The sequence below is a fragment of the Streptomyces sp. NPDC007162 genome (assembly GCF_040634175.1).
Classification (GTDB): domain Bacteria; phylum Actinomycetota; class Actinomycetes; order Streptomycetales; family Streptomycetaceae; genus Streptomyces.
This window is the reverse complement of sequence record NZ_JBEYFC010000110.1, coordinates 1-22,007: the sequence shown is the minus strand read 5'-3', so window position 1 is coordinate 22,007 and position 22,007 is coordinate 1. Positions and strand designations below refer to the sequence as shown.

Annotated in this window: 19 protein-coding genes and 2 pseudogenes; 5 read left to right on the top strand and 16 right to left on the bottom strand. The window is 71.3% G+C overall.

Annotated features, from left to right (window positions below):
- The 3 genes and pseudogenes from ABZ646_RS15890 to ABZ646_RS15880 all read right to left on the bottom strand — a co-directional run.
- Positions 1-94: pseudogene (locus ABZ646_RS15890) on the bottom strand (helix-turn-helix transcriptional regulator); the annotation flags it as partial.
- 28 nt (positions 95-122) lie between these two features.
- A complete protein-coding gene (gene greA / locus ABZ646_RS15885) occupies positions 123-623 on the bottom strand; it encodes a transcription elongation factor GreA (protein ID WP_293996585.1) in 501 nt (166 codons plus the stop codon).
- 168 nt (positions 624-791) lie between these two features.
- A complete protein-coding gene (locus ABZ646_RS15880; protein ID WP_360518480.1) occupies positions 792-1,190 on the bottom strand; it encodes a DUF4307 domain-containing protein in 399 nt (132 codons plus the stop codon).
- A gap of 138 nt (positions 1,191-1,328) precedes the next feature.
- Here ABZ646_RS15880 and mca point away from each other — a divergent pair, with 138 nt between their 5' ends.
- Both mca and ABZ646_RS15870 read left to right on the top strand, forming a co-directional pair.
- Positions 1,329-2,210 (top strand): mycothiol conjugate amidase Mca, encoded by an 882-nt coding sequence (gene mca / locus ABZ646_RS15875; RefSeq protein WP_360518477.1) that lies wholly within the window; start codon positions 1,329-1,331, stop codon positions 2,208-2,210.
- Entirely contained in the window at positions 2,203-2,445 is a 243-nt protein-coding gene (locus tag ABZ646_RS15870; protein ID WP_360518473.1) for a hypothetical protein, read from the top strand. Before mca ends, ABZ646_RS15870 begins: the two co-directional genes overlap by 8 nt.
- Before the next feature lie 6 nt (positions 2,446-2,451).
- Here the strand turns inward: ABZ646_RS15870 and ABZ646_RS15865 are convergent, their stop codons facing one another.
- Together ABZ646_RS15865 and ABZ646_RS15860 are read right to left on the bottom strand one after the other, a co-directional pair.
- The gene (locus ABZ646_RS15865) at positions 2,452-5,670 is read right to left on the bottom strand and encodes a tetratricopeptide repeat protein (protein ID WP_360518470.1); all 3,219 of its coding nucleotides are present in this window, start codon (positions 5,668-5,670) and stop codon (positions 2,452-2,454) included.
- 32 nt (positions 5,671-5,702) lie between these two features.
- Complete coding sequence (locus ABZ646_RS15860) at positions 5,703-6,173, bottom strand: hypothetical protein (protein WP_360518467.1); 471 nt, start codon at positions 6,171-6,173, stop codon at positions 5,703-5,705.
- Positions 6,174-6,335: 162 nt separating this feature from the next.
- Here ABZ646_RS15860 and ABZ646_RS15855 point away from each other — a divergent pair, with 162 nt between their 5' ends.
- Positions 6,336-6,935 carry a helix-turn-helix domain-containing protein gene (locus tag ABZ646_RS15855; RefSeq protein ID WP_360518464.1) on the top strand — a complete coding sequence of 200 codons (600 nt, stop codon included), beginning with the start codon at positions 6,336-6,338 and terminating at the stop codon, positions 6,933-6,935.
- Positions 6,916-8,943, top strand: coding sequence for a thioredoxin domain-containing protein (locus ABZ646_RS15850; RefSeq protein WP_360518461.1), 2,028 nt, complete (start codon positions 6,916-6,918; stop codon positions 8,941-8,943). Before ABZ646_RS15855 ends, ABZ646_RS15850 begins: the two co-directional genes overlap by 20 nt.
- Before the next feature lie 40 nt (positions 8,944-8,983).
- Here ABZ646_RS15850 and ABZ646_RS15845 read toward each other — a convergent pair whose 3' ends face one another.
- From ABZ646_RS15845 to ABZ646_RS15830, 4 genes are all read right to left on the bottom strand, one after another.
- Positions 8,984-9,706 carry a Mut7-C RNAse domain-containing protein gene (locus ABZ646_RS15845; RefSeq protein WP_360518458.1) on the bottom strand — a complete coding sequence of 241 codons (723 nt, stop codon included), beginning with the start codon at positions 9,704-9,706 and terminating at the stop codon, positions 8,984-8,986.
- A gap of 33 nt (positions 9,707-9,739) precedes the next feature.
- Positions 9,740-10,381 (bottom strand): TetR family transcriptional regulator, encoded by a 642-nt coding sequence (locus ABZ646_RS15840; RefSeq protein WP_360518455.1) that lies wholly within the window; start codon positions 10,379-10,381, stop codon positions 9,740-9,742.
- The gene (locus ABZ646_RS15835) at positions 10,378-11,946 is read right to left on the bottom strand and encodes an MFS transporter (protein WP_360518452.1); all 1,569 of its coding nucleotides are present in this window, start codon (positions 11,944-11,946) and stop codon (positions 10,378-10,380) included. Before ABZ646_RS15835 ends, ABZ646_RS15840 begins: the two co-directional genes overlap by 4 nt.
- Positions 11,947-12,063: 117 nt before the next feature.
- On the bottom strand, positions 12,064-12,780 hold the full coding sequence (locus ABZ646_RS15830; protein ID WP_360518449.1) for a hemolysin III family protein: 717 nt from the start codon (positions 12,778-12,780) through the stop codon (positions 12,064-12,066).
- A gap of 353 nt (positions 12,781-13,133) precedes the next feature.
- On the opposite strand from ABZ646_RS15830, the gene ABZ646_RS15825 reads away from it, so the two are divergent.
- Positions 13,134-14,957 (top strand): phosphoenolpyruvate carboxykinase (GTP), encoded by a 1,824-nt coding sequence (locus ABZ646_RS15825; RefSeq protein WP_360518446.1) that lies wholly within the window; start codon positions 13,134-13,136, stop codon positions 14,955-14,957.
- Positions 14,958-15,147: 190 nt separating this feature from the next.
- Here ABZ646_RS15825 and ABZ646_RS15820 read toward each other — a convergent pair whose 3' ends face one another.
- The 7 genes and pseudogenes from ABZ646_RS15820 to ABZ646_RS15790 all read right to left on the bottom strand — a co-directional run.
- Positions 15,148-15,750: a hypothetical protein gene (locus tag ABZ646_RS15820; protein WP_360518443.1), complete on the bottom strand. Its 603-nt coding sequence runs from the start codon at positions 15,748-15,750 to the stop codon at positions 15,148-15,150.
- Positions 15,737-17,278 carry a VWA domain-containing protein gene (locus ABZ646_RS15815; protein WP_360518440.1) on the bottom strand — a complete coding sequence of 514 codons (1,542 nt, stop codon included), beginning with the start codon at positions 17,276-17,278 and terminating at the stop codon, positions 15,737-15,739. Before ABZ646_RS15815 ends, ABZ646_RS15820 begins: the two co-directional genes overlap by 14 nt.
- The gene (locus ABZ646_RS15810) at positions 17,275-18,468 is read right to left on the bottom strand and encodes a toxic anion resistance protein (protein WP_360518483.1); all 1,194 of its coding nucleotides are present in this window, start codon (positions 18,466-18,468) and stop codon (positions 17,275-17,277) included. The genes ABZ646_RS15815 and ABZ646_RS15810 overlap by 4 nt, the downstream gene beginning before the upstream one ends.
- 39 nt (positions 18,469-18,507) lie before the next feature.
- Complete coding sequence (locus ABZ646_RS15805) at positions 18,508-19,590, bottom strand: substrate-binding domain-containing protein (RefSeq protein WP_360518438.1); 1,083 nt, start codon at positions 19,588-19,590, stop codon at positions 18,508-18,510.
- Between the two features lie 280 nt (positions 19,591-19,870).
- The gene (locus ABZ646_RS15800; protein ID WP_360518435.1) at positions 19,871-20,278 is read right to left on the bottom strand and encodes a hypothetical protein; all 408 of its coding nucleotides are present in this window, start codon (positions 20,276-20,278) and stop codon (positions 19,871-19,873) included.
- 114 nt (positions 20,279-20,392) lie between these two features.
- Positions 20,393-21,604 carry a pyridoxal phosphate-dependent aminotransferase gene (locus tag ABZ646_RS15795; protein WP_360518432.1) on the bottom strand — a complete coding sequence of 404 codons (1,212 nt, stop codon included), beginning with the start codon at positions 21,602-21,604 and terminating at the stop codon, positions 20,393-20,395.
- 313 nt (positions 21,605-21,917) lie between these two features.
- Positions 21,918-22,007: pseudogene (locus tag ABZ646_RS15790) on the bottom strand (sulfonate ABC transporter ATP-binding protein); the annotation flags it as partial.

Sequence of the window (22,007 nt, the reverse complement as noted above, 5' to 3'; positions counted from 1 at the left end):
GCAGGGCGTCGGCGACCTTCTCCAGGGAGGTGCGACTGGGCCGGGCCCTGTCGTTCTCGATCTGGCTCAGGAAGGGCACCGACAGGCCGCTGCGCGGACGCCGGGGGCCTCGTCGGTGTGCGTCAGCCCGAGTAGGGCTCGGCCTTCAGGATCTTCACCGAGGCCTTCTTGCCGTTCGGCAGCTCGTACTCCGCGTCCTCGCCCACCTTGTGGCCGATGACGCCGGTACCCAGCGGGGACTGCGGGGAGTACGTCTCGACGTCGGCGCTCGCGTATTCGCGCGACGCGAGGAGGAACGTCATGGTGTCGTCCTCGTCACCGTCGAAGGCGATGGTCACCACCATGCCCGGCGCGACGGCGCCGTCCGCGGACGCCGGAGCCTCGCCGACCTTGGCGTTCTCGAGGAGCTGGGTCAGCTGGCGCACACGGAGCTCCTGCTTGCCCTGCTCCTCCTTGGCCGCGTGGTACCCGCCGTTCTCGCGCAGGTCGCCCTCCTCGCGCGCGGCCGCGATCTTGGCGGCGATCTCCGTGCGCGCAGGACCAGACAGGTACTCCAGCTCGGCCCTGAGCTGGTTGTACGCCTCCTGGGTCAGCCAGGTGACGTTCTCGCTGGTCTGGGTCACAGGTGCTCCTCGTCGGTACTGGGAATACAAAGCATCGCCCTACCCGGAAGCATGTTCCTTCATGGAAGGGCGAAACCACGAGCCTAACAATTCAACGGCGAAAGGGGGAGGACATAAGCCACCAGAATCACGTCAACGCAGGTCAGCGTGTACGTATTCCGGCTGACCTCAGTCGGCGTGGCAGCCCAGCAGCTCCGCCGTGGTGCCCCGGGCCGTGGTGCGGAGCGTGACCACCCGGTCGATCTGGGTCGCCGAACCGGTGAAGCGGAAGTCCGCCCGGCCCACCTCGGAGCCGTCCGCCGCCTGGGAACGCAGCGTGCAGTAACCGGAGGCGCCGGCGTCCTTGTGGACCTCCAGGTGCACCTTGACCGCGTCGGCGGAGGCGTCGAAGGTGACGACCTGGGCGCTGATCTTGTTCTGCACGACGTAGTGGTAGGCCAGGTAGCCGACGAGGACGACCAGCAGGGCGCTCAGGACCGCGCCGACGACCTTGAGTTTGCGGTCGGCGCGCGCGTCCGAGGAGCGGCCGTAGCGGCCCTCGGGCAGCCGCGTGCTCGCGGTACTCATGATCGTCCTCCCGGCCGGAACCGCCCCCGGATCCGGCTAGACCCGGACCCCGGAATTATTCGCCCCCCGATTCGGTCACTATAGAAGCCGCCGATTGCCCCCGAGCTACCGGGGCGCCGACTTACTGAGGATTGAGTCTTGACTGACCAGCTGCGACTGATGGCCGTCCACGCCCACCCCGACGACGAGTCGAGCAAGGGCGCGGCGACCATGGCGAAGTACGTGTCCGAGGGGGTGGACGTGCTGGTCGTGACCTGCACGGGCGGGGAGCGCGGCTCCATCCTCAACCCCAAGCTGCAGGGCGACAAGTACATCGAGGAGCACATCCACGAGGTACGCAAGAAGGAGATGGACGAGGCCCGCGAGATCCTCGGCGTCACACAGGAGTGGCTCGGCTTCGTCGACTCGGGCCTGCCCGAGGGCGACCCGCTGCCGCCGCTGCCCGAGGGCTGCTTCGCCCTGGAGGACGTCGACAAGGCGGCCGGCGAGCTGGTCCGCAAGATCCGCGCCTTCCGTCCGCAGGCGATCACCACCTACGACGAGAACGGCGGCTACCCGCACCCCGACCACATCATGACGCACAAGATCTCCATGGTGGCCTTCGAGGGCGCGGCCGACCCCGAGAAGTACCCCGAGGCCGAGTACGGCCCCGTGTACCAGCCGCTGAAGCTCTACTACAACCAGGGCTTCAACCGCCCCCGCACCGAGGCGCTGCACAACGCCCTGCTGGAGCGCGGCATGGAGTCGCCCTACGGGGACTGGCTGAAGCGGTGGAGCGAGTTCGAACGCGCCGAGCGCACCCTGACCACGCACGTCCCGTGCGCGGACTTCTTCGAGATCCGCGACAAGGCGCTGATCGCGCACGCCACGCAGATCGACCCGGACGGCGGCTGGTTCAAGGTGCCGCTGGACCTCCAGAAGGAGGTCTGGCCGACCGAGGAGTACGAGCTCGCGAAGTCGCTCGTCGATACCTCCCTCCCCGAGGACGACCTCTTTGCGGGCATCCGCGACAATGCCTGACATGAGCGCAAGCCTGGCACTGACGCACCTCGTCCCCCTCGCCAAGGAGGTCGACGAGAACAAGGTCACCCCCGGCGTCCTCGGCTTCATCGTCTTCGCGGTGATGGCCCTGGCTGTCTGGGGTCTGATGAAGTCCATGAACAAGCACATGCAGAAGGTCGACTTCAAGGAACCCAAGGAGTCCCCGGCGGCCAGGGCCGACGCGGGAACCTCCGCCGCCGACTCCAAGAGCTGACCGGCGTCACCCCGCGCCCGGCACCGGCACCCCCATCACCTCACGGGCGTGCCGGCCCGGCACCATGCCCAGCCGCCAGGCCTGCCAGCCGGACTCCAGGCTCACGCCACGGTCCAGAAGCAGCCCGTACGCCGCGACGTACTCGGTCAGCTTCTCGTCGCGCAGCGGGTGCCCGGCGCGGGCGAGCTGCGCCAGGTCCTCCTGGGCGACCGCGGTCCCCACCTCGGTCCCGCCGGGTGCGGCGTAGGGGAGCAGCGTGCAGCGCAGGAAGCGCGCCCAGTCCTCGCCGCGGCGGTCGCCGTACGACGCGAACAGGGTGACCGCCTCGTCGCACAGGTCCAGCGCCTGCCCGGCACGGGCGTTGCCGGCGTCCACGACGGCCAGCTCCAGACAGGTCCACGCCTCGCCGTGGGCGACGCCGATCCGCTGGAAGTCGGCGCGGGCGTCGACGAGCAGCTGCCGGGCGAAGCCGGAGTTGCGCAGCGAACCGGTCTGCGCGGCCCGCTGGTCGCGGGTCACCCGGGCCGAGTGGTGCCGGGCACAGGCCAGGCCGTACACGTCCCGCATCCGGGAGAACATCGTCCGCGAGCGCTCCAGCTCACGCACCGCCCGGTCCAGCTCGCCCGCCTCCTCCAGGGCCTGGCCCAGGTAGTACACCGTCCACGCCTCACCGCGCGCGTCCTCGTTGTCCCGGTGCCGGGCCGCGGCCGCACGCAGCCCGTCCACCGCCGGGGAGGTGTCACCGGCCACCAGCCGGGCCCGTGCCAGCTGGGTCAGCGCCCACGCCTCACCACGGGCGTCCCGGGTGCGGCCGTACCGGTCCAGCGCCGCCCGCAGCTCCCGCTCCGCCCGCGGCACGTCCCCCATCCGCAGCGCCAGCTGCCCCAGCTGGAAGTGCGCCCAGGCCTCGCCGTGCACCGAGCCGCCCTCGCGGTGCAGGACCAGTGAACGGGTGAGCAGGTCCAGGGCCTCCGGCAGCCGGGCCCGGTCGCGCTGCACCGCCGCCAGGGCGTGCATCGTCCAGGCCCGGTCGGTGGCCAGCTCGGGGGCCGCCTGGAGGTCCAGGGCCTCCTGGAGCCTGGCCGCGGCCTCGGTCAGCTGGCCCTGGTGGTGCAGGGTGATCCCGAGCGAACACAGCGCGCGGGCCGCGCCGGCGTCGTGGTGCGCCTCCCTGTAGAGGTCGACGACCGAGGCGAGGGTGGTGCGGGCCTTGTCCAGCTCGCCCAGCTGACGGGCCGCGATACCCGTGCGCCACTGCACGGAACGCACCATCAGTCCTTGGTCCACGCTCTGCGCCAGCTCACTGATCTCGCCGAGCCGGTACAGGTCACCACGCAGCAGGCAGTAGTCGCACAGGGCACCCAGCAGGTTCTGCACGGCCGCCTGGTCCACCCCCTCGGCGTGCCGGAGCGTCGCCGTGATGAAACTCGACTCGTCGTCCAGCCAGCGCAGCGCCTCGTCGAGCGAGGTGAAGCCGTGCGGGCTGAACCGGTCCGACCGCGTCGACATGTTGCCGTCGACCAGGCGCAGCACGGAGTCGGCGAGCTCCGCGTAGTTCACGATCAGCCGCTGCTGCGCGGCCGTGCGGTCGGCCGGCTCCTCCTCGTCCACGAGGCGGGCCTGCGCGAACGAGCGGACCAGGTCGTGCAGCCGGTAGCGGCTGCCGCGGACATGGTCGATCAGACCGGCCCCCGCCAGCGCCACCAGCTGACGGGTCGCCTCCGCCTCGTCCGTGGCCAGCAGGGCGGCCGCGGCCGCCGTGCCGAGCGAGGCCCGGCCCGCCAGCGCCAGTCTCCGCAGCAGCCGGCGCCCGGTCTCCGACTGGTCGGTGTAACGCAGCCACAACGCGCGCTCCACCGGCTCCACCGGCCCGTACGCGCCGAGATCCGCGGCCAGCCGGGCCGGCGAACGCGATCCCAGCGGCGCGGCCGACCCCAGCGACGAACCCGCGATCCGCAGCGCCAGCGGCAGCCCGCCGCACAACTCCCGGATCCGCTCCGCCGACTGCGCGTCGTACGGCCCCGACGCGTCCTGCGCGGCCGCGTCGAGCAGCTCCTCCGCGCCCGCCGCGTCCAGCGCGGTCACCGGCAACCGGTGCACCCAGGCCGGCAGATCGGGCGGCAGGTCCAGCTGCTCCCGGGCGGTCACCAGCACCAGGCTGTCGGAACGCTCCGGGACCAGTGCGCGCACCTGCTCGGCATCACAGGCGTCGTCCAGCACGATCGTCACCGGCAGACCCGCGAGATGCTGGTGGTACAGCTCACCCAACCGCTTGACCTGCTGGTCCGGTGAGGAACGCTCACGGAACAGCAACTGCTCGCGCGGCGCGCCCAGCCGGTTGAGCAGATGCAGCAGGGCGTCCCTGGTGGACAGCGGCGGCTCGTCCCCGCTGCCGCCGCGCAGGTCCACCACCACCGCACCCCGGAAGAGGTCCTTCAACTCGTGGGTGGCCCGGACCGCCAGCGTCGTACGGCCGGAGCCGGGCTCACCGTGCAGGACGACGACCGTCGGACGGGTCTCCGTGGTGGCCCGCGAGGCCTGCGCCCACTGCCGGATCCGCGCCAGCTCCTGCTGCCGGCCGGCGAACGGTCCCGCCGGGTCGGGGAGCTGACCGAACGACTGCTGCAACACCGTTCGCCTGCGGGCCGCCGCGCTCTTGTCCGTGCCGCGCAGCCCCGGGCCCTGCTTCTTGGGTCCCGTGGAGGCGCTGAGCACCCGCTGCTGGTCGAGGAACGGACGGATGCCGCGCACCTCCAGTGCGGTCAGCCACTGCAGCCGCAACTGTTCGGGTCCCCCGGGCTGCCCGGCCGCGCCGGCGCGGTGGTGGGCGGCCGGCAGATGGGAACCGGCGACCTTGACGACGGTGGCGGCGGCGCCGACCACCCCGACGATCACGCCCGCGCCGAGTGCCGTACCCGCCCCGGTGCCCAGGGAGAGGTCGGCGACGGTGGCGGCGACCGCCGCGACGGCCGCGACCAGCAGGGGAGTGCCACTGCCCTCGCGCGCGTACCGCTGGCCGAAGCTCTGCCGGCCCGCCTCGGTCTCGTCCAGCGCGTCGGTGTACGACGCGTACTCCTCGGTGGCCGACTGCGCCATGGTCTCCAGGCCGGCGCGTGCGCGTGACAGGAGCAGCTGTCCGTCGACGCGCCCGCCGGAGCGGCGGACCTCCTCCTCCACGGCCCGCACCAGCAGCCGGTCGGCCTCCGCCCGGTGGGCGTCCCGCATGTCCCGTCCCCCTCCAGCGGCAACTCCGTTGCCTACGAGTGTCCTTCGGAGGAAGCGAAGTTGCGAGAGGGCCGGATCATCCCGGGCGGGTCAGCCCCGGGCGACGGGTTCTGCCGTCCCTTGGACAACGCGAGGAACACGCACGCCACGGCCAGGCCCGCCTCCGCCACCGCGCTCGCGAGTGCCTCCACCAGCGCCCGGCCCACCGGCGACGTCGTTATGTCGAACCACGCGTCGAGGACGGCCACCGAGGCCGTCGCCGAAGCGGTGAGGCGGGCCCGCGCGTCGCCGCGCAGCCCCAGCACCGCCGTCGCCGCGCAGCCGGCCGCCATCAGCACGTCGAGACCGATCCACGCCAGTGACCAGTTGTGCACCTCGGTACTGGCCGGCAACGTCACGGCCAGCACCACCATCCACGGCACGAGCAGCACGGCGGAAGAGCCGAGCAGGATCAGTGCCCACCGCTTCGTCCGTTTCATCAGCCGCGCCTTCGTCGTAGTCACCTCAGGCAACGTGATCGGCCCCCCGTCTTGTTCCGTCATCGGTTGTCCCGCCCGTGGCGGTCCATTCCGCATGCCCTCAAGGTAAACCGCAGAGAAAACTCTGCAAAGAAAAATCGGCGGACATCAGGGACGGCTCAGGGTTCTCAGGGCTACCGTGACCGCATGACCGACGGCACACCCGAGACGCCCGAGCTGACCAGCCTGGAGCGCACCGCCCTCTACAAGTCCCTCGGCAACCCGCTGCGCCGCCGCATCCTCGACTACCTCGGCCGGCACGGTGCGGCCAACTCCACCGTGCTCGCCCGCGAACTCGGCGAGAGTTCCGGCACCACCAGCTACCACCTGCGCAAGCTCGCCGAGCAGCGGCTCATCGAGGAGATCCCGGAGAAGTCGGCGGGGCGCGAGCGCTGGTGGCGGAGCCTGCCCTTCAGCCACACCACGCCCGACCCGGCGACCATGACGCACGAGGAGTACGCCGCGGCCGAGCAACTCGCCCTGCTGAAGATCGAGATGGACACCCGGCTGTTCCGCCGCGCCCACCAGGAGTACCGGGGCCCGCAGGGCTGGGCCCAGGTCCGGCGCACCGGCACCTGGATGACCAAGGACGACCTCCACGCCTTCGTCCGCGCCTACCAGGACCTCCTGAACCACTACGGCCACCCCGACAACGCCGTCCCCGAGGGGGCACGCCGTGTCAACGTGCGCTTCTACGCCGCCCCCGACCCCGTGGGAGAGTGGGAGAGTGAACCGACTGGCCCATGAGACGTCCCCGTACCTGCTCCAGCACGCCGACAACCCCGTCGACTGGTGGCCCTGGTCGGCCGAGGCCTTCGAGGCGGCGCGGACCGCGAACAGACCCGTCCTGCTGAGCGTCGGGTACAGCTCCTGCCACTGGTGCCACGTCATGGCTCACGAATCCTTCGAGGACCGGGCCACCGCCGACTTCCTCAACGAGCACTTCGTCAGCGTCAAGGTCGACCGCGAGGAGCGGCCCGACGTGGATGCGGTCTACATGGAGGCCGTGCAGGCCGCCACCGGGCAGGGCGGCTGGCCCATGACCGTCTTCCTCACCCCCGACGCCGAACCCTTCTACTTCGGGACCTACTTCCCGCCCGACCCCCGGCACGGGATGCCCTCCTTCCGGCAGGTGCTGGAAGGGGTGCGGAGTGCCTGGGCCGACCGGCGGGGCGAGGTCGCCGAGGTCGCCGGGAAGATCGTCCGCGACCTCGCCCAGCGCGAGATCAGCCACCAGGGATCCCAGCCGCCCGGCGAGCAGGAACTCGCCCAGGCCCTGCTCGGCCTCACCCGGGAGTACGACCCGCAGCGCGGCGGGTTCGGCGGCGCCCCCAAGTTCCCGCCGTCCATGGTCATCGAGTTCCTGCTGCGGCACCACGCCCGCACGGGTGCCGACGGCGCCCTCCAGATGGCCGCGGACACCTGCGAGCGCATGGCCCGCGGCGGGCTCTACGACCAGCTCGGCGGCGGCTTCGCCCGCTACTCCGTCGACCGCGACTGGGTCGTGCCGCACTTCGAGAAGATGCTCTACGACAACGCCCTGCTGTGCCGGGCGTACGCCCACCTGTGGCGGGCCACCGGATCGGAGCTCGCCCGCCGGGTCGCCCTGGAGACCGCCGACTTCATGGTCCGCGAACTGCGCACCGGCGAGGGCGGGTTCGCCTCCGCCCTCGACGCCGACAGCGACGACGGGACCGGCAGGCACGTCGAGGGCGCGTACTACGTCTGGACCCCCGCGCAGCTGCGCGAGGTCCTCGGTGACGACGCGGACCTGGCCGCCCAGTACTTCGGGGTCACCGCGGAGGGCACCTTCGAGCACGGCCAGTCCGTCCTGCAACTCCCGCAGCAGGAAGGCGTGTTCGACGCGGAGAAGATCGAGTCCGTGAAGCGGCGGCTGCTCGCGGAGCGGGCCGGACGTCCGGCCCCCGGCCGGGACGACAAGGTCGTCGCCGCCTGGAACGGCCTCGCCGTCGCCGCGCTCGCCGAGACCGGCGCCTACTTCGACCGCCCCGACCTGGTCGAGGCCGCTGTCGGCGCCGCGGATCTCCTCGTACGACTGCACCTGGACGACCACGCCCGCCTCGCCCGCACCAGCCGGGACGGCCGGACCGGTGCCCACGCGGGTGTGCTGGAGGACTACGGGGACGTCGCCGAAGGGTTCCTCGCGCTCGCGTCCGTGACCGGCGAGGGCGTCTGGCTGGACTTCGCCGGGTTGCTGCTCGACCACGTCCTGGCCCGCTTCACCGACCCGGAGACCGGTGCCCTGTACGACACCGCGTCGGACGCCGAGCAGCTCATCCGCAGGCCCCAGGACCCGACCGACAACGCCGCCCCCTCCGGCTGGACCGCCGCCGCGGGCGCCCTGCTGGGCTATGCGGCCCACACCGGCTCCGAGGCCCATCGCACCGCCGCGGAGCGGGCGTCGGGTGTCGTCAGGACGCTCGGGCCGCGGGTGCCGCGGTTCGTCGGCTGGGGACTCGCCGTCGCCGAGGCGCTGCTCGACGGGCCGCGCGAGGTCGCGGTCGTCGGGCCGGACGCGCAGGACCCGGCCACGGCCGCCCTGCACCGCACCGCGCTGCTCGGCACCGCGCCGGGCGCGGTCGTGGCCGCGGGGACCGTGGGCAGTGACGAGTTCCCGCTGCTCGCGGACCGGCCGCTGGTCGGCGGTGCGGCGGCCGCGTACGTCTGCCGGAACTTCACCTGCGACGCCCCGACCACCGACCCGGAACGGCTTCGAGCGGCGCTCGGAGACTGAAAGCGGCGCTCGGCGGCCGACGGCGTTCGGCGCCTGAGGGTCAGGCGAACTCGGCGAGGGCGCGTGCCACGATGGCCTCCAACTGCTGGTGGTGCGCGCCCTTCCAGTAGGCGCGCCCGCACTCCTCGCACCGCGCGAAGACGTCGTACGACTTCTGCGTCCCGCCCTTGAGCTGCTCCGCCACCTCCTCCTTGGTCGCCGTGCGGAGCAGGCCGTTGCAGGCCGTGCAGCGGGTCCACGGGCGCAGGGCGGGGGCGAAGCGGGCCAGGACGTCGTGGAGCTGGTCGTCGGGGCTGGTGCTGTAGACGTAGGCGCCGGCCCAGAGTTCGCGGCGGCGCAGCAGGCCCCGGTCGCGGCTGAGCAGCACCCGCCGCTCGGCGGCCGAGCGGGCCGCGAGGGCCGGGTCGCCGATGTCCGTCGACTCGTACGCGGTGTCCACGCCGAGCAGGCGCAGGCGGCGGGCCAGGGTGCCGAGGTGCACGTCGAGGAGGAAGCGGAGCGGGGCGCCGGGGACCTGCTGGGGGCGGCCGACCGGGTGTACGGCCACCCGCTCGCCGTCTGCCGGGATGTGGCCGACGGGGACCTCGCGGCCGTCCACCACCAGGGCGCCGACCTCGGTCAGCGGGACGCCCAGGGACTCGATCACGTGGCCGAGCGTGGAGACTCCGTCGACGGCGAGCGGATGGCTGCCGACGCGGCGGGCGTGCGGGACGAACAGGGCCAGCCCGGGGGCGACTTCGACGTGGATCTCGGCGGCGTTCACGTGGTCAGGATGGCACGGCGGACAGCCGTGACCTCAGTGGTTTTCCGGGGGCAGGCCGTGCCCGATGACGTTCAGGGCGCGGTCGACGAGGGCGTCGAAGTCGGCCTCGTGGTCGTTCTCGGCCCAGTACATCGAGGTCTCCATGAGACCGCCGATGATCGACATGGCGTAGACCCGGACCTCCAGGCTGTCGGGGTCCCGGCCGGTGCGCTCGCCGATGGCCTGGCAGAGCATGCGGCCGGTGGCCGACATGCTCTCCAGCATCCGGGAACGCACGGCGGGGACCTCGGCCATCAGCCTGGTGCGGAGCCGGGAGACCCGGAGGGGTTCCTTCATGCCCAGCTGTACCGCCTGATGCATCACGTGCCGGAGGGAGTCCGGCCACGGCTCGTCGGCGGGCCGGGCCCGGAGCTCCTCCAGCATGAGCGGGTCGTACTCGTCCGTGAGGACGATGTCCTCCTTGGTCGGGAAGTACCGGAAGACGGTGGACGGCGACACCTCGGCCCGTTCGGCGATCTGCTCGACCGTCGTGGCGTCGTACCCCTGCTCCTCGACCAGCGCGTAGGTCGCGGAGCGGATCGCCTCGCGGGTCTTGATCTTCTTGCGTTCGCGCAGTCCGAGCCGGGGGTTGCCGGCGGGGGGGTAGGAGGTGTCTGGTGCCGTCATGCCGGTCATTCTCCGGCATCGACCGCGGCGGCGGCCACGGCCGGGGTGTCGTCTCCTTCGGTACGGCGCACGGTGGGTGTGTCGGGCAGCAGGGCGGCGGCCAGCAGCGCGGTCACGAGCGCGGCGATCCCGCAGACCAGCAGGACCAGGCCCATGCCGTGGACGTAGGAGGCGTTCGCGGAGGCGGCCAGACGGGCCGAGCCGGTCTTCGCGGCGACCAGGTGGGCGGCGATCACCGACTCGCCGGCGGTGTGGCCGAGCGGCGCGGGCAGGCCGGTGGTGTCCAGGCGGTCGCGGAAGGCGTCGGCCAGCAGGCTGCCGAGGAGGGCGATGCCGAGGGCGCCGCCGACCTGGCGCTGGGTCATCAGCAGGCCGGAGCCGCTGCCGGCCCGGTCCGCCGGAAGGGCGCCGAGCGCGCCGTCCATCGACGGGACGACGGAGAAGCCGAAGCCGAGGCCGGCCGTGGACAGCCACAGTGCGGTGAAGCCGTAGCCGTCGTGGACGGTCGTACGGCTGCCGAGGAGGGCGGCGAAGGCGAGGACGACCAGGCCCGCGGCGACCACGGCGCGTGCCCCGAAGCGTGCCACCAGCGGCTGGGCGGCGCGGGCGGCGACGACCAGGCCGCCCATCATGGGCAGCATGCGCAGCCCGGTACCGAAGGCGTCGTTGCCGAGGACCGCCTGGAGGTAGGGCGGCAGTACGAACATCAGGCCGGAGAGGACGAACATCACGAGGGTGGCGGCCAGCGTGTTCAGCAGGAAGCCGCGGTGGGTGAGCAGCCCCATGTCGAGCATGGGGCGCTCGGCCCGGCGTTCGCGCAGTACCAGGGCTCCGACCAGGACCACGGCGAGCGCGAACAGGACGAGGACCAGCGGGTCGCCCCAGCCGCGGTCGGGAGCCTCGATGATCGCGTAGATCAGGGCGCCGAGGCCGGTCGCGGTGAGCACGGTCGACGGCATGTCGACCTTCGGGGAGGCGGGGTCGCTGGTCTCGGGGAGCAGGAAGACGCAGGCGGCGACGCCGATGGCGACCATCGGCACGTTGATCAGGAAGACCGAGCCCCACCAGAAGTGGTTGAGCAGCCAGCCGCCGACGATGGGGCCGAGTGGCAGACCGAGCGCCGAGGCGGCCGATACGACGCCGACGGCCCGGGTGCGCTCGCCCGGTCCGAACAGCGAGGGCAGCACGGACAGGGCCAGCGGCATGACCAGGGCCGCGCCGACGCCCATCACCGTGCGGGCGGCGACCACCCGGTTCACGTCGTCGGCGAGGGCGCCGGCCACGGAGCCGGCGAGGAAGATCACAAGGCCGGTGACGAGCATCCTGCGGCGGCCGAAGCGGTCGCCGAGCAGACCGGCCGGGAGCATCAGCGAGGCGAAGACGACGACGTAGGAGTCGGCCATCCACTGCTGCGCGCTGGTGGTGGCGCCGAGCTGTTCGGCCATGGTCGGCAGCGCCACGTTGAGGATCGTCGTGTCGAAGCCGAGCACCAGCATGCTCGCGACCAGGGCGCCCAGGGCCCACCAGCGGCGGGGGTTCTGACGTGTCTCGTCAGGCGGAGTGACAGTAGCCATGAAATGAGAGTAGCTCTCAAAATCTAGTCAGTGTCAATGGGGAGTCGATGTCAGGGCATGGAAAAGTGGCCACGGCTCGGGAGCCGTGGCCACTCGGGGGGAGGGGGATGGAGCCGCCTACGCGTGCTGGTAGGCCACCAGCGAGATGCCGACGTAGTGGACGACGAACGCGGCCAGCGTGAGCGAGTGGAAGACCTCGTGGAACCCGAAGTAGCGCGGTGACGGGTTCGGGCGCTTGATGCCGTAGATCACGCCGCCCGCGCTGTAGAGCAGGCCGCCGACGATCACCAGGACCAGCACGGCGATGCCGCCGGTGCGCATGAAGTCGGGCAGGAAGAAGACCGCCGCCCAGCCCATCGCTATGTAGCAGGGTGTGTACAGCCAGCGTGGTGCGCCGACCCAGAACACCCGGAAGGTGATGCCCGCGGCCGCGGCGCCCCAGATGCCCCACAGCAGCCACCGGCCCTTCGTCCCCGGCAGCAGGAGCAGGGTCAGGGGCGTGTAGGTGCCCGCGATGATCAGGAAGATGTTCGCGTGGTCGAGTCTGCGCAGGATGCCGTCCATGCGCGGGCTCCAGTCGCCCCGGTGGTACAGCGCGCTGACGCCGAACAGCAGGCATGCGGTCAGGGCGTAGATCCCGCAGGCGAGACGGCCGCGCGGTGAGTCGGCGAGGGCGGTGAGGACGAGACCCGCTACGAGCGCGGCCGGGAACATGCCCAGGTGCAGCCACCCGCGCAGCTTGGGCTTGACCTGTTGTGACAGGGAGGAGAGCGCGGCGGGACCGCGGCCGGCGGCCGGCGGGTCCGTGGGCGCGTCGGGGGCGGACGCAGTCATGCCTCGCATCGTACCTACGGAACCGTAGGTTACGCGTCAGTTGCGGACGCGTGCTACGCGCAGTGGCCATCATCTCACGCGCCCCCGCGGTGCGGGCGGGTCCGGGCAAAAAGATCTCCAGTTGAACTCAACGTGGACGCAAAGAAACGCAGGAAAACACGGAAACCGTGGCCTTCCTCACGTCGCTCATCTGTGACTCCCTCTGGACAGATGGGAGATCGAGTCGGAGGATCAAATGAGTGCGGTCGGCACCGGATGAGCGGCTACGAAGCATCCGGGTCGCAGCCCCCACGGGGCAACAAGGCCTTCCTGGTAAGGCCACAAGATCCAAAATCCCTCATTTAGGAGCAATCGTGGCGCGCGACATCGCGGCTCCCACCGTCATCCCCACCAACCATCAGGAACTGATCTCGTGGGTCAACGAGATCGCCGAACTGACCCAACCGGACAGCGTGGTCTGGTGTGACGGATCCGAGGCCGAGTACGAGCGACTGGCAGAGGAGCTCGTGGCGAAGGGCACCTTCAAGAAGCTCGACCCGATCAAGCGCCCCCACTCGTACTACGCGGCCTCCGACCCGACCGATGTCGCCCGGGTCGAGGACCGCACGTTCATCTGCTCCGAGCAGGAGAAGGACGCGGGCCCCACCAACCACTGGAAGGATCCCGCCGAGATGCGCGAGATCTTCTCCGGGGAGAAGGGCCTGTTCCGCGGCTCGATGAAGGGCCGGACGATGTACGTCGTCCCGTTCTGCATGGGCCCGCTCGGCTCCCCGCTCTCCGCGCTCGGCGTCGAGATCACCGACTCCGCGTACGTCGCCGTCTCCATGCGCACGATGACGCGCATGGGCCAGGCGGTCCTCGACGAACTCGGCGACGACGGCTTCTTCGTGAAGGCCGTGCACACCCTCGGCGCCCCGCTGGAGCCGGGCCAGGCCGACGTTCCGTGGCCGTGCAACAGCACCAAGTACATCTCGCACTTCCCCGAGTCGCGCGAGATCTGGTCCTACGGCTCCGGCTACGGCGGCAACGCCCTGCTCGGCAAGAAGTGCTACGCCCTGCGCATCGCCTCCGTCATGGCGCGCGACGAGGGCTGGCTGGCCGAGCACATGCTGATCCTCAAGCTCACCCCTCCCCAGGGCGAGTCCAAGTACGTCGCCGCCGCCTTCCCGAGCGCCTGCGGCAAGACCAACCTCGCCATGCTGGAGCCCACCGTCTCCGGGTGGACCGTCGAGACGATCGGCGACGACATCGCCTGGATGCGGTTCGGCGAGGACGGCCGCCTCTACGCGATCAACCCGGAGGCAGGCTTCTTCGGCGTCGCGCCCGGCACCGGTGAGCACACCAACGCCAACGCGATGAAGACGCTGTGGGGCAACGCGGTCTTCACCAACGTGGCGCTCACCGACGACGGCGACGTCTGGTGGGAGGGCATGACGGAGGAGCTCCCGGCCCACCTGACCGACTGGAAGGGCAACGACTGGACGCCGGGCTCCGAGACCCCGGCCGCCCACCCCAACGCCCGCTTCACCGTGCCCGCCGCGCAGTGCCCGATCATCGCGCCGGAGTGGGAGGACCCCAAGGGCGTGCCGATCTCGGCGATCCTCTTCGGCGGCCGCCGCGCCAGCGCGGTCCCGCTGGTGACGGAGTCCTTCGACTGGAACCACGGCGTCTTCCTCGGCGCCAACGTGGCCTCCGAGAAGACCGCCGCCGCCGAGGGCAAGGTCGGCGAGCTGCGCCGCGACCCGTTCGCGATGCTGCCCTTCTGCGGCTACAACATGGGCGACTACATGGCCCACTGGATCGACGTGGCCAAGGACAAGGACCAGTCCAGGCTGCCGAAGATCTACTACGTCAACTGGTTCCGCAAGAACGACGAGGGCAAGTTCGTCTGGCCCGGCTTCGGCGAGAACTCCCGGGTCCTGAAGTGGATCGTGGAGCGCCTGGACGGCAAGGCGGACGGTGTCGAGACGCCGATCGGTGTGCTGCCGACGCGCGAGGCCCTGGACACCAAGGGGCTCGACCTGTCCGACGGAGACCTCGACTTCCTGCTGACCGTCGACAAGGAGGTCTGGCGCGAGGAGGCCGCGCTGATCCCGGACCACCTCGACACCTTCGGCGAACACACGCCGAAGGAGCTGTGGGAGCAGTACCGGGCGCTGGTCGAGCGCCTGGGCTGAGCCCCCGAGAAGACTCCGCGGCCGGTACGGATGTGCCCTGACCAGTGATCGTCACGGCCGGCCGCGGTGTGAACCGGCGAGGCCGCGCACAACGGCGTGCGGGGCCTGTGGGCCTGCCGCCGCCTCTTCCCGTCCGCCCCGACGGGACCCCTGGCGGCGGCAGGCCTTCGCCTGCCCCTTCCCCGGGCGTTCAGCCGCCCCTCTCCTCCAGGTAGCGGGTATGCGTTTCCTGGCGTCTGGCTTCGGTGTCCCTCAGGGTCGCCGCCAGGTGCTCCGCCTCCTCCTTGAGGACGCTGAGCTGGCGTTCCAAGTGGCGCTCCGGCGGCTCCTGCCCCGGCGTCAGACGGGTCCACCAACGGGTCCGTACGAAGCTGTCGACCGCCTCCGGGAGGTCCTGGCGGACGATCCGGGACAGGGTGTGCACGCCCTCCGGGTCCTGGACCAGGAGTTCGGTCGCCCAGCCGGGGTCCAGCAACGCCGTCAGCAGGTCCGTCAGTTCGGTGAGGCGGTCCGTCGCGGTCGGCGGCAGGTCCACCTCGGTCAGGTACCCGTCCAGCTTGCCGAAGTCCTCGCGCACCTCGCCCAACTGGGCCGAGGGCGTCGGGAACTCCGGCAGCGGCGGGCGCTCCGGCGGGGCGATCAGGGCGCCCGCGCCGTACAGGCCCGCCACCACCACCGGCCAGTAGGGACCCGCCACACCGGTGAAGGTCAGGACCAGGCCGAGGACACCGGCCGCCGAACCGGTGAGGTTCTTGCGGGACTCGAGGTAGGCGAGAGCCCTACTGGTAGCCACGGATCTCCTCGAAGGCGCCGTCCAGGGAACCCTCCCGGCCGTCGAAGAGGCGGCCGCCGGTCAGGTCGGCGATGTGCTGGAGTTCGGCGCGCGAGGAGTCGCCGAACAGGATGGGGAAGACGGGGATGTTCCGCCGGGCGGCGGACAGGCCGCGGTAGAAGCCGTCGAACTCCGCCGCCTTCGCGCCCGTGGTGTTCTCGCCGTCCGTCATCAGCACGATCGACGTGAACGTGTCCTCGCCGCTGCCCAGATGGTCGTACGCCTTCTCCAGCGAGGTGTAGATCGCCGTGTTGCCGTCGGCGCTCAGTGCCTCGGTGTCCTTGCGGATGGCGGCCAGACCGGCCTTGGGGTCCGCCGGGTCGACGACATGGGTGCTGACGCTCTTCACGGCCGATCCGAACGGCATCAGGGTCACCTCCTCGCGGTCGCGGAAGTCACCGGTGAGGTCGGCGAGGGCCGTCTTCAGCCGGTCCAGCCGGTCGCCGTCCATGGAGCCCGAGGTGTCGAGGACGTAGACCGTGCGGGAGGGGCGGCGCAGTTCGTTCTCGTAGGCCGAGATGAGCCCGTCGGCCACCGACCGGCTGCCGGGGAAGGGCAGTTCGCGGCGGCGGGTGGTGCCGAGACCGGCGGCCGGCGGGACGGAGGCGACCACCGGACGGCGGCGGGTGGTGTCGGTGATGAGCTTCTGCATGGCCGTGGTGCGCAGGTCCTCGGTGACCTTGCGGACGTCCTCGCGGGTGTCCGCGGAGGTCCCGGCGAGCGAGGAGAACGGGTAGTCGGCGGTGACCACGCCGTCGCTGGGCCGGATCACCGTGAGACCCGGGATGCCTTTGAGGACGGACTCGTAGTTGAGCAGCGCGTCGACGTCGCCGCGCCGCCGGTACGCCGAGGCCAGCCAGCCCGAGGAACCCGAGGTCAGCTTCTGGCCCTTGAAGAACTCCTTCAGCTTCGGGGTCGCCTCGGCCACGTCCGCGTCGGTGAGCGCCGACTGGGCGCCGGAGAGCGCGGAGGCCACCGAGACCAGCGTGGCGAAACCGGAGTTGGAGCGGGCCGGGTCCGTCATGCCGTAGGTCAGCCGGCCCGCCGTCACCGCCTGTTCGATCTGGGACCAGGTGACGGCTTCCGGCTTCCACCCCAGGGCCTTCACGGTGGCCGTCTGCACACCGATCGCCACCGGGCTGGTCATGACCGAGGTCTCGGAGACGACCTTCCGCGCCGCCTCCGGGCGCAGCCGCAGGTAGTCGTCCGAGGACAGCCACAGCGCGTCGTACCTGCCGTCCGCCTTGCCCCGGGCCACCAGGTCGACGGCGTCCAGGGTGCCCATGTAGGTGGGGCGGACGGTGACCCCGGTGTCCTTGCGCACGCGGTCGAGGACGCTGGTCATGTCGCTGAGTTCGGAGGAGGCGAGGACCCGCAGGGTGCCCGGGACCGGCGCCGTGGCGTCGTCGCCCCTGTCCTGCCCGGAGGTGCAGCCGGTCAGGACGACGGCCGTGGCGGCCGCGAGGGCGGGCAGCGTACGTCTGTTCATGCGAGGCCGCCCTCCAGCGCGCCCTTCGAACGGCTCCGCTCCAGGTAGGCGCTCGCGTGCTGGAGTTCGTCGGTGAGGGACTGCACGGTCGCGGACATCGCCTCGGTCGCCTGCACCTTGTAGGTGTCGATGGCGTCGAGGGTGCGGTAGATCTGCTGGAAGGCGGCGCGCAGGGTCTCGGCGCCGACGGCCGGATCGGCGGCGATGCGCTGGATCTCGCCGCTCTGGCCGGCGAGCATCTCGGCGTTGCCCCGGATCAGGTCCTCGGTCGTCCCGCGCAACGCGTTGACCTGCTCGATGACCTTCTTCTGGTTGTCGAGCGCGGAGGCCAGCATGACCGAGATGCGCAGCGCGGACACGGTCGTGGTGGCGGCGCGTTCGACGCCCTTGATCAGCTCGTCGTTGTTGCGGCGTACGACGTCCATCGCGAGGTAGCCCTGCGCGGACACCGCGAGCTGGGTGAGCAGGTCCTGGTGCTTCTGCCGGACCGGGAAGAGCACGTCGGCGCGGAGCGCGTCGGCCTCCTCGGGGTCCGGGAGCCGGGTGATGTGCTGCTCGACGGCGGTGTCCAGGGCCTGGGTGAGGACCACGTACTCCTGGAGCTTGCCCATGGTCTCCCAGAGCCGCACCCGCTCCGTCTGCAACGCCGCGTTGTCACGGCGCAGTTCGTCCTGGCCGCCGCGCAGCGAGCCCACGATCCTGTTCAACGTGGACTGCGCGGAGGCGTACTTGGCGACGTGGTCGCGGAGCTTGTTGCCGCCGGGCAACCGGGAGAGCAACGTGCGCCCCTTGCCCGCGGGCAGGTCGCGCGGGTCCAGGTCCTCGACCACCCGGCGGAGCTCGACCAGTGAACCGGCCACCTTGGCCTGGGCGTCGCCGCCCTTGTCGGGGAGGCTGCGGACGGCGCGTTCCAGCATCCGGTTGGACTGGGAGGCGGCGGTGCGCATCTCGCCCGCGCCGAGTCCGGTGATCTCACCGACCTTGCCGGCGAACTCCGGTGACCGGGCGTCCAGGGCGGCGAGACCGCGCACGTAGTCGGCGGCCTTGTTCGCCATGTCCGTCCGCACGCCGTCGTCCACGGGCACGAGTCCGCCGGCCCGCTCCCGCGGCACGGGCGCCACGGCCTCCGGCGGGGTCAGCGTGAAGACGTCCTCGCCGCTGAGGGTGGGCGGGTGCGCACCGCCGCTCAGCGGCGGCGTCTTGTCGAAGTTGCTCACAGGGTCCCCCCGTCAGCCGCGCGCCCGGCGGGCCATCTCGTGCAGCACCGCGGAGGTGGGCACGGGCGCCTGCCGGACGCCGGTCAGTGTCTGGTTGAGGTAGGCGGCGCGGTCGGCGGTGGCCTGGACGAACTCCGCGGAGTCGCCCTGGGGCCGGAAGCCGTGCCGGACCGCGAGCTTGCGCAGGGCCGGATCGGTGCTCAGAAGGTCGCCGAGCTGCCGTCCCGCGTCGTCCAGCGGCACGATCGTGTGGTCGCTGTTGACCGTGGTGTCGGGGTAGAGGACCACGAGGTCGTCGGCGCCGTGCTGTTCGGCGAGCAGCGAGACGACCTGCGACTCGTACAGGCACACCAGCGGGTTGCCGGCGCCGCTGACGAAGTCCCGGAACACCGAGTCGCTGCTGGGCTGCTGGGCGCCCTGCACGCTGACGATCTTGTGCAGCAGCGGGGCGGTCCGCGCGATGTCGTCGTCGCTCGCCACGACCCGGCCGCCGTTGGCTACGTAGGAGGCGGCGGCGAGGTAGAGGGCGCCGGAGTTGGAGGCCTCGGGGTCGGTGCTGGTGATGTACAGCGTCCCGGTCAGCTCCCCGTGCGCCTGGGCCCCCTTGAGCTGCTGCCAGGTCCGGTCGTGCCGGGCGGCGTCCAGGTAGGCGGCCATCTTCAGGGTGCCCTTGCCCTTGCCCTTGCCGTCGAGCACGGCGAGCCCGTTGGCGGCCAGCACCTGGGCCGCGCTGCGGTGGGCGACGACCACGAGGGGCGAGTAGAAGGGCCGGGGGAGGGGCTGGTGGGCGTGGTACTTCGCGGCCAGCGCGTCGGCGGGCGCGGAGCTGGACGGGAAGGCAAAGTCGTAGCCCTTCAGGTCCAGGCCGTCCATGGCCCAGGAGCCCGACGGCTCCGTCTTCACGGTGTAGCCCTTGGCGGCGAGGGCCTTCACCACATCGGGATCGGCGAAGAAGTCCGACTTCTCCGAACCGATCACGCCACGCACGGTCTTCGTTGCCGTGCTCTTGTCCTCCCCGTGCCGGCCTGCGACGACGGCGGCCACCACGCCACCGATCAGCAGCACTGCGAGGACGATTCCTGCGATACGTCTCACGCCCGGGAGCGTGCTCCCGGAACGGGACGTTCCAGGGCCGAACGGGTGAACGGACGGTGACCGGGCGATCCCGGTATGCAACCGGAATCAGAAATTCCGTGTGCGGTGGGCGGGCGGCCTGCCGGGTACTCGGTTCGTCCGGAGCCTTGGCTGGTGGCGGCGGTGATCCTGGTCCTCCAGGTCGTCTTCCGGTTCTGAGGACGACGTGGCAACCCGGTCCGCACGCCGCTGTGGGTGCGCGCGGACCGGGGCCGTTCGAGGGGGCGGCGCGGTGCGGGGGTCAGCCCGCTGCCGTGAGTTCCGTCGCCGCCGTGTGCGCGTCCATGCGCTCCGCCGCGAGGATCGCCGCCGCGGTGTCCGCCCGGGACGCGGCGACCACCAGGGCGCGGCCCGCCAGCGCGTGGGCGCGCTCGTGGAGCACGGCGGGCTGCTGGACCGCCGTCAGGGACGCCCGGACCGGTGTGCGTCCGCCCCGCAGTCGCGCCACCTGCTCGGCCAGCCGGGTCGCGGCGGCGTCGAGGTCGGTGGACGGCGTGAGGGCGCGCAGCTCGTCCGTGACGGCGAGCAGTGCCGCGAGGTGCCCCGCGAGCTGGATGTCCAGCTCCTCCTCGCGTGTGCGGTGGGGGAAGTCCGAGGGTGTGTCGGCCATCGTGCTGTGGACCGACTTGCTGCGGATCGGCTCATACATGGGAGATGGCCTCCTGTGCTCTGTCAGGAAGCCATCCTAGCTTAGATCCCGTCTAAAGTTGACCCGGTTCACGGACGGTGGCCCGGCGGCTACGGCCGGCCGTGCCCCCGGTGGCTACGGCTGGCCGTATCCGTCCAGGAACCGCCCGATCCTGGTGATCGCGTCCCGCAGGTCGCCGACCGCCGGCAGCGTCACCACCCGGAAGTGGTCCGGCTCCGGCCAGTTGAAACCGCTGCCCTGCACGACCATGATCTTCTCCTGCCGCAGCAGGTCCAGGACCATCTGCCGGTCGTCCTTGATCTTGAAGACCTGCGGGTCGAGGCGCGGGAAGAGGTACAGGGCGCCCTTGGGGCGGACGCAGCTCACGCCGGGGATCTGGGTGAGCAGGTCGTAGGCGAGGTCCACCTGCTCCTTCAGCCGGCCGCCCGGCAGGACGAGGTCGTTGATGGTCTGCCGGCCGCTGAGCGCGGCGACCACTCCGTGCTGCCCCGGCATGTTCGCGCACAGCCGCATGTTCGCGAGGATCGTCAGACCCTCGAGGTAGGAGTCGGCGTGCGCGCGGGGCCCGGAGACGGACATCCAGCCGACCCGGTAGCCCGCCACCCGGTACGCCTTGGACATGCCGTTGAAGGTGAGCGTGAGCAGGTCGGGGGCGACGGAGGCGGTCGGCGTGTGGGTGGCGCCGTCGTAGAGGATCTTGTCGTAGATCTCGTCCGAGCAGACCAGCAGGTTGTGCCGGCGGGCGATGTCGGTCAGGCCCTTCAGCATGGCCTCGTCGTACACCGCGCCCGTCGGGTTGTTCGGGTTGATGATGACGATGGCCTTGGTGCGGTCGGTGACCTTGCGCTCGATGTCGGCGAGGTCGGGCATCCAGTCCGCCTGCTCGTCGCAGCGGTAGTGCACGGCCGTACCGCCGGAGAGCGAGACGGCGGCGGTCCACAGCGGGTAGTCCGGCGCCGGTACGAGCACCTCGTCGCCGTCGTCGAGCAGCCCCTGCATCGCCATCACGATCAGCTCGGAGACGCCGTTGCCGATGAAGACGTGCTCGACGTCGGTCTCGATGCCGATGGTCTGGTTGTGCATGACGACCGCACGGCGGGCGGCCAGCAGGCCCTTCGCGTCGCCGTAGCCGTGCGCCGTGGAGACGTTGCGGAGGATGTCCTCCAGGATCTCCGGCGGGCACTCGAAGCCGAAGGCGGCCGGGTTCCCGGTGTTCAGCTTGAGGATGCGGTGTCCCGCCGCCTCAAGCCGCATCGCCTCCTCGAGAACCGGGCCGCGGATCTCGTAACAGACGTTGGCGAGCTTGGTCGACTGGATCACCTGCATGCCGGTGAGCTTACGGCGCGGTAACGCCCGCCGGGCCGTGTTTCCCACCACGTGAGACACGGACGAGGGATACCTGAGACACCTCCGGGCCGTGGCGCTTTGGCCTGTTATCGCCGGTAGCTGTCTCAAAGGACCCTCCTCTCCCTAGAATCCGCGTCCATGCCGAGACCTGCCGAGGACGACGAGACCGGAGCACCCGGCGTTTACCAGCCCCAGGGCGAACCGGCCCCGGTGTACGAGGAGTACCGGGACCCGGCGTCCGCGCACGGCTGGCTCAACGCCTACGACGAGACGCGCGAGCTGCCCCGGATCGCGCCGGCCGCACGTCCAGGTCGATGCCGTCCAGGACCGTACGGTCGCCGAACGACCTGGTCAGTCCCCGGAGCCGGACGGAGGGGCGGGT

Excerpts from the sequence above, each read along its gene's own strand:
- ABZ646_RS15880 (WP_360518480.1), bottom strand. The coding sequence starts at position 1,190 with ATGAGTACCGCGAGCACGCGGCTGCCCGAGGGCCGCTACGGCCGCTCC.
- ABZ646_RS15870 (WP_360518473.1), top strand. The coding sequence starts at position 2,203 with ATGCCTGACATGAGCGCAAGCCTGGCACTGACGCACCTCGTCCCCCTC.
- ABZ646_RS15865 (WP_360518470.1), bottom strand. The coding sequence starts at position 5,670 with ATGCGGGACGCCCACCGGGCGGAGGCCGACCGGCTGCTGGTGCGGGCC.
- ABZ646_RS15855 (WP_360518464.1), top strand. The coding sequence starts at position 6,336 with ATGACCGACGGCACACCCGAGACGCCCGAGCTGACCAGCCTGGAGCGC.
- ABZ646_RS15840 (WP_360518455.1), bottom strand. The coding sequence starts at position 10,381 with ATGACCGGCATGACGGCACCAGACACCTCCTACCCCCCCGCCGGCAAC.
- ABZ646_RS15835 (WP_360518452.1), bottom strand. The coding sequence starts at position 11,946 with ATGGCTACTGTCACTCCGCCTGACGAGACACGTCAGAACCCCCGCCGC.
- ABZ646_RS15830 (WP_360518449.1), bottom strand. The coding sequence starts at position 12,780 with ATGACTGCGTCCGCCCCCGACGCGCCCACGGACCCGCCGGCCGCCGGC.
- ABZ646_RS15815 (WP_360518440.1), bottom strand. The coding sequence starts at position 17,278 with ATGAACAGACGTACGCTGCCCGCCCTCGCGGCCGCCACGGCCGTCGTC.
- ABZ646_RS15800 (WP_360518435.1), bottom strand. The coding sequence starts at position 20,278 with ATGTATGAGCCGATCCGCAGCAAGTCGGTCCACAGCACGATGGCCGAC.
- ABZ646_RS15795 (WP_360518432.1), bottom strand. The coding sequence starts at position 21,604 with ATGCAGGTGATCCAGTCGACCAAGCTCGCCAACGTCTGTTACGAGATC.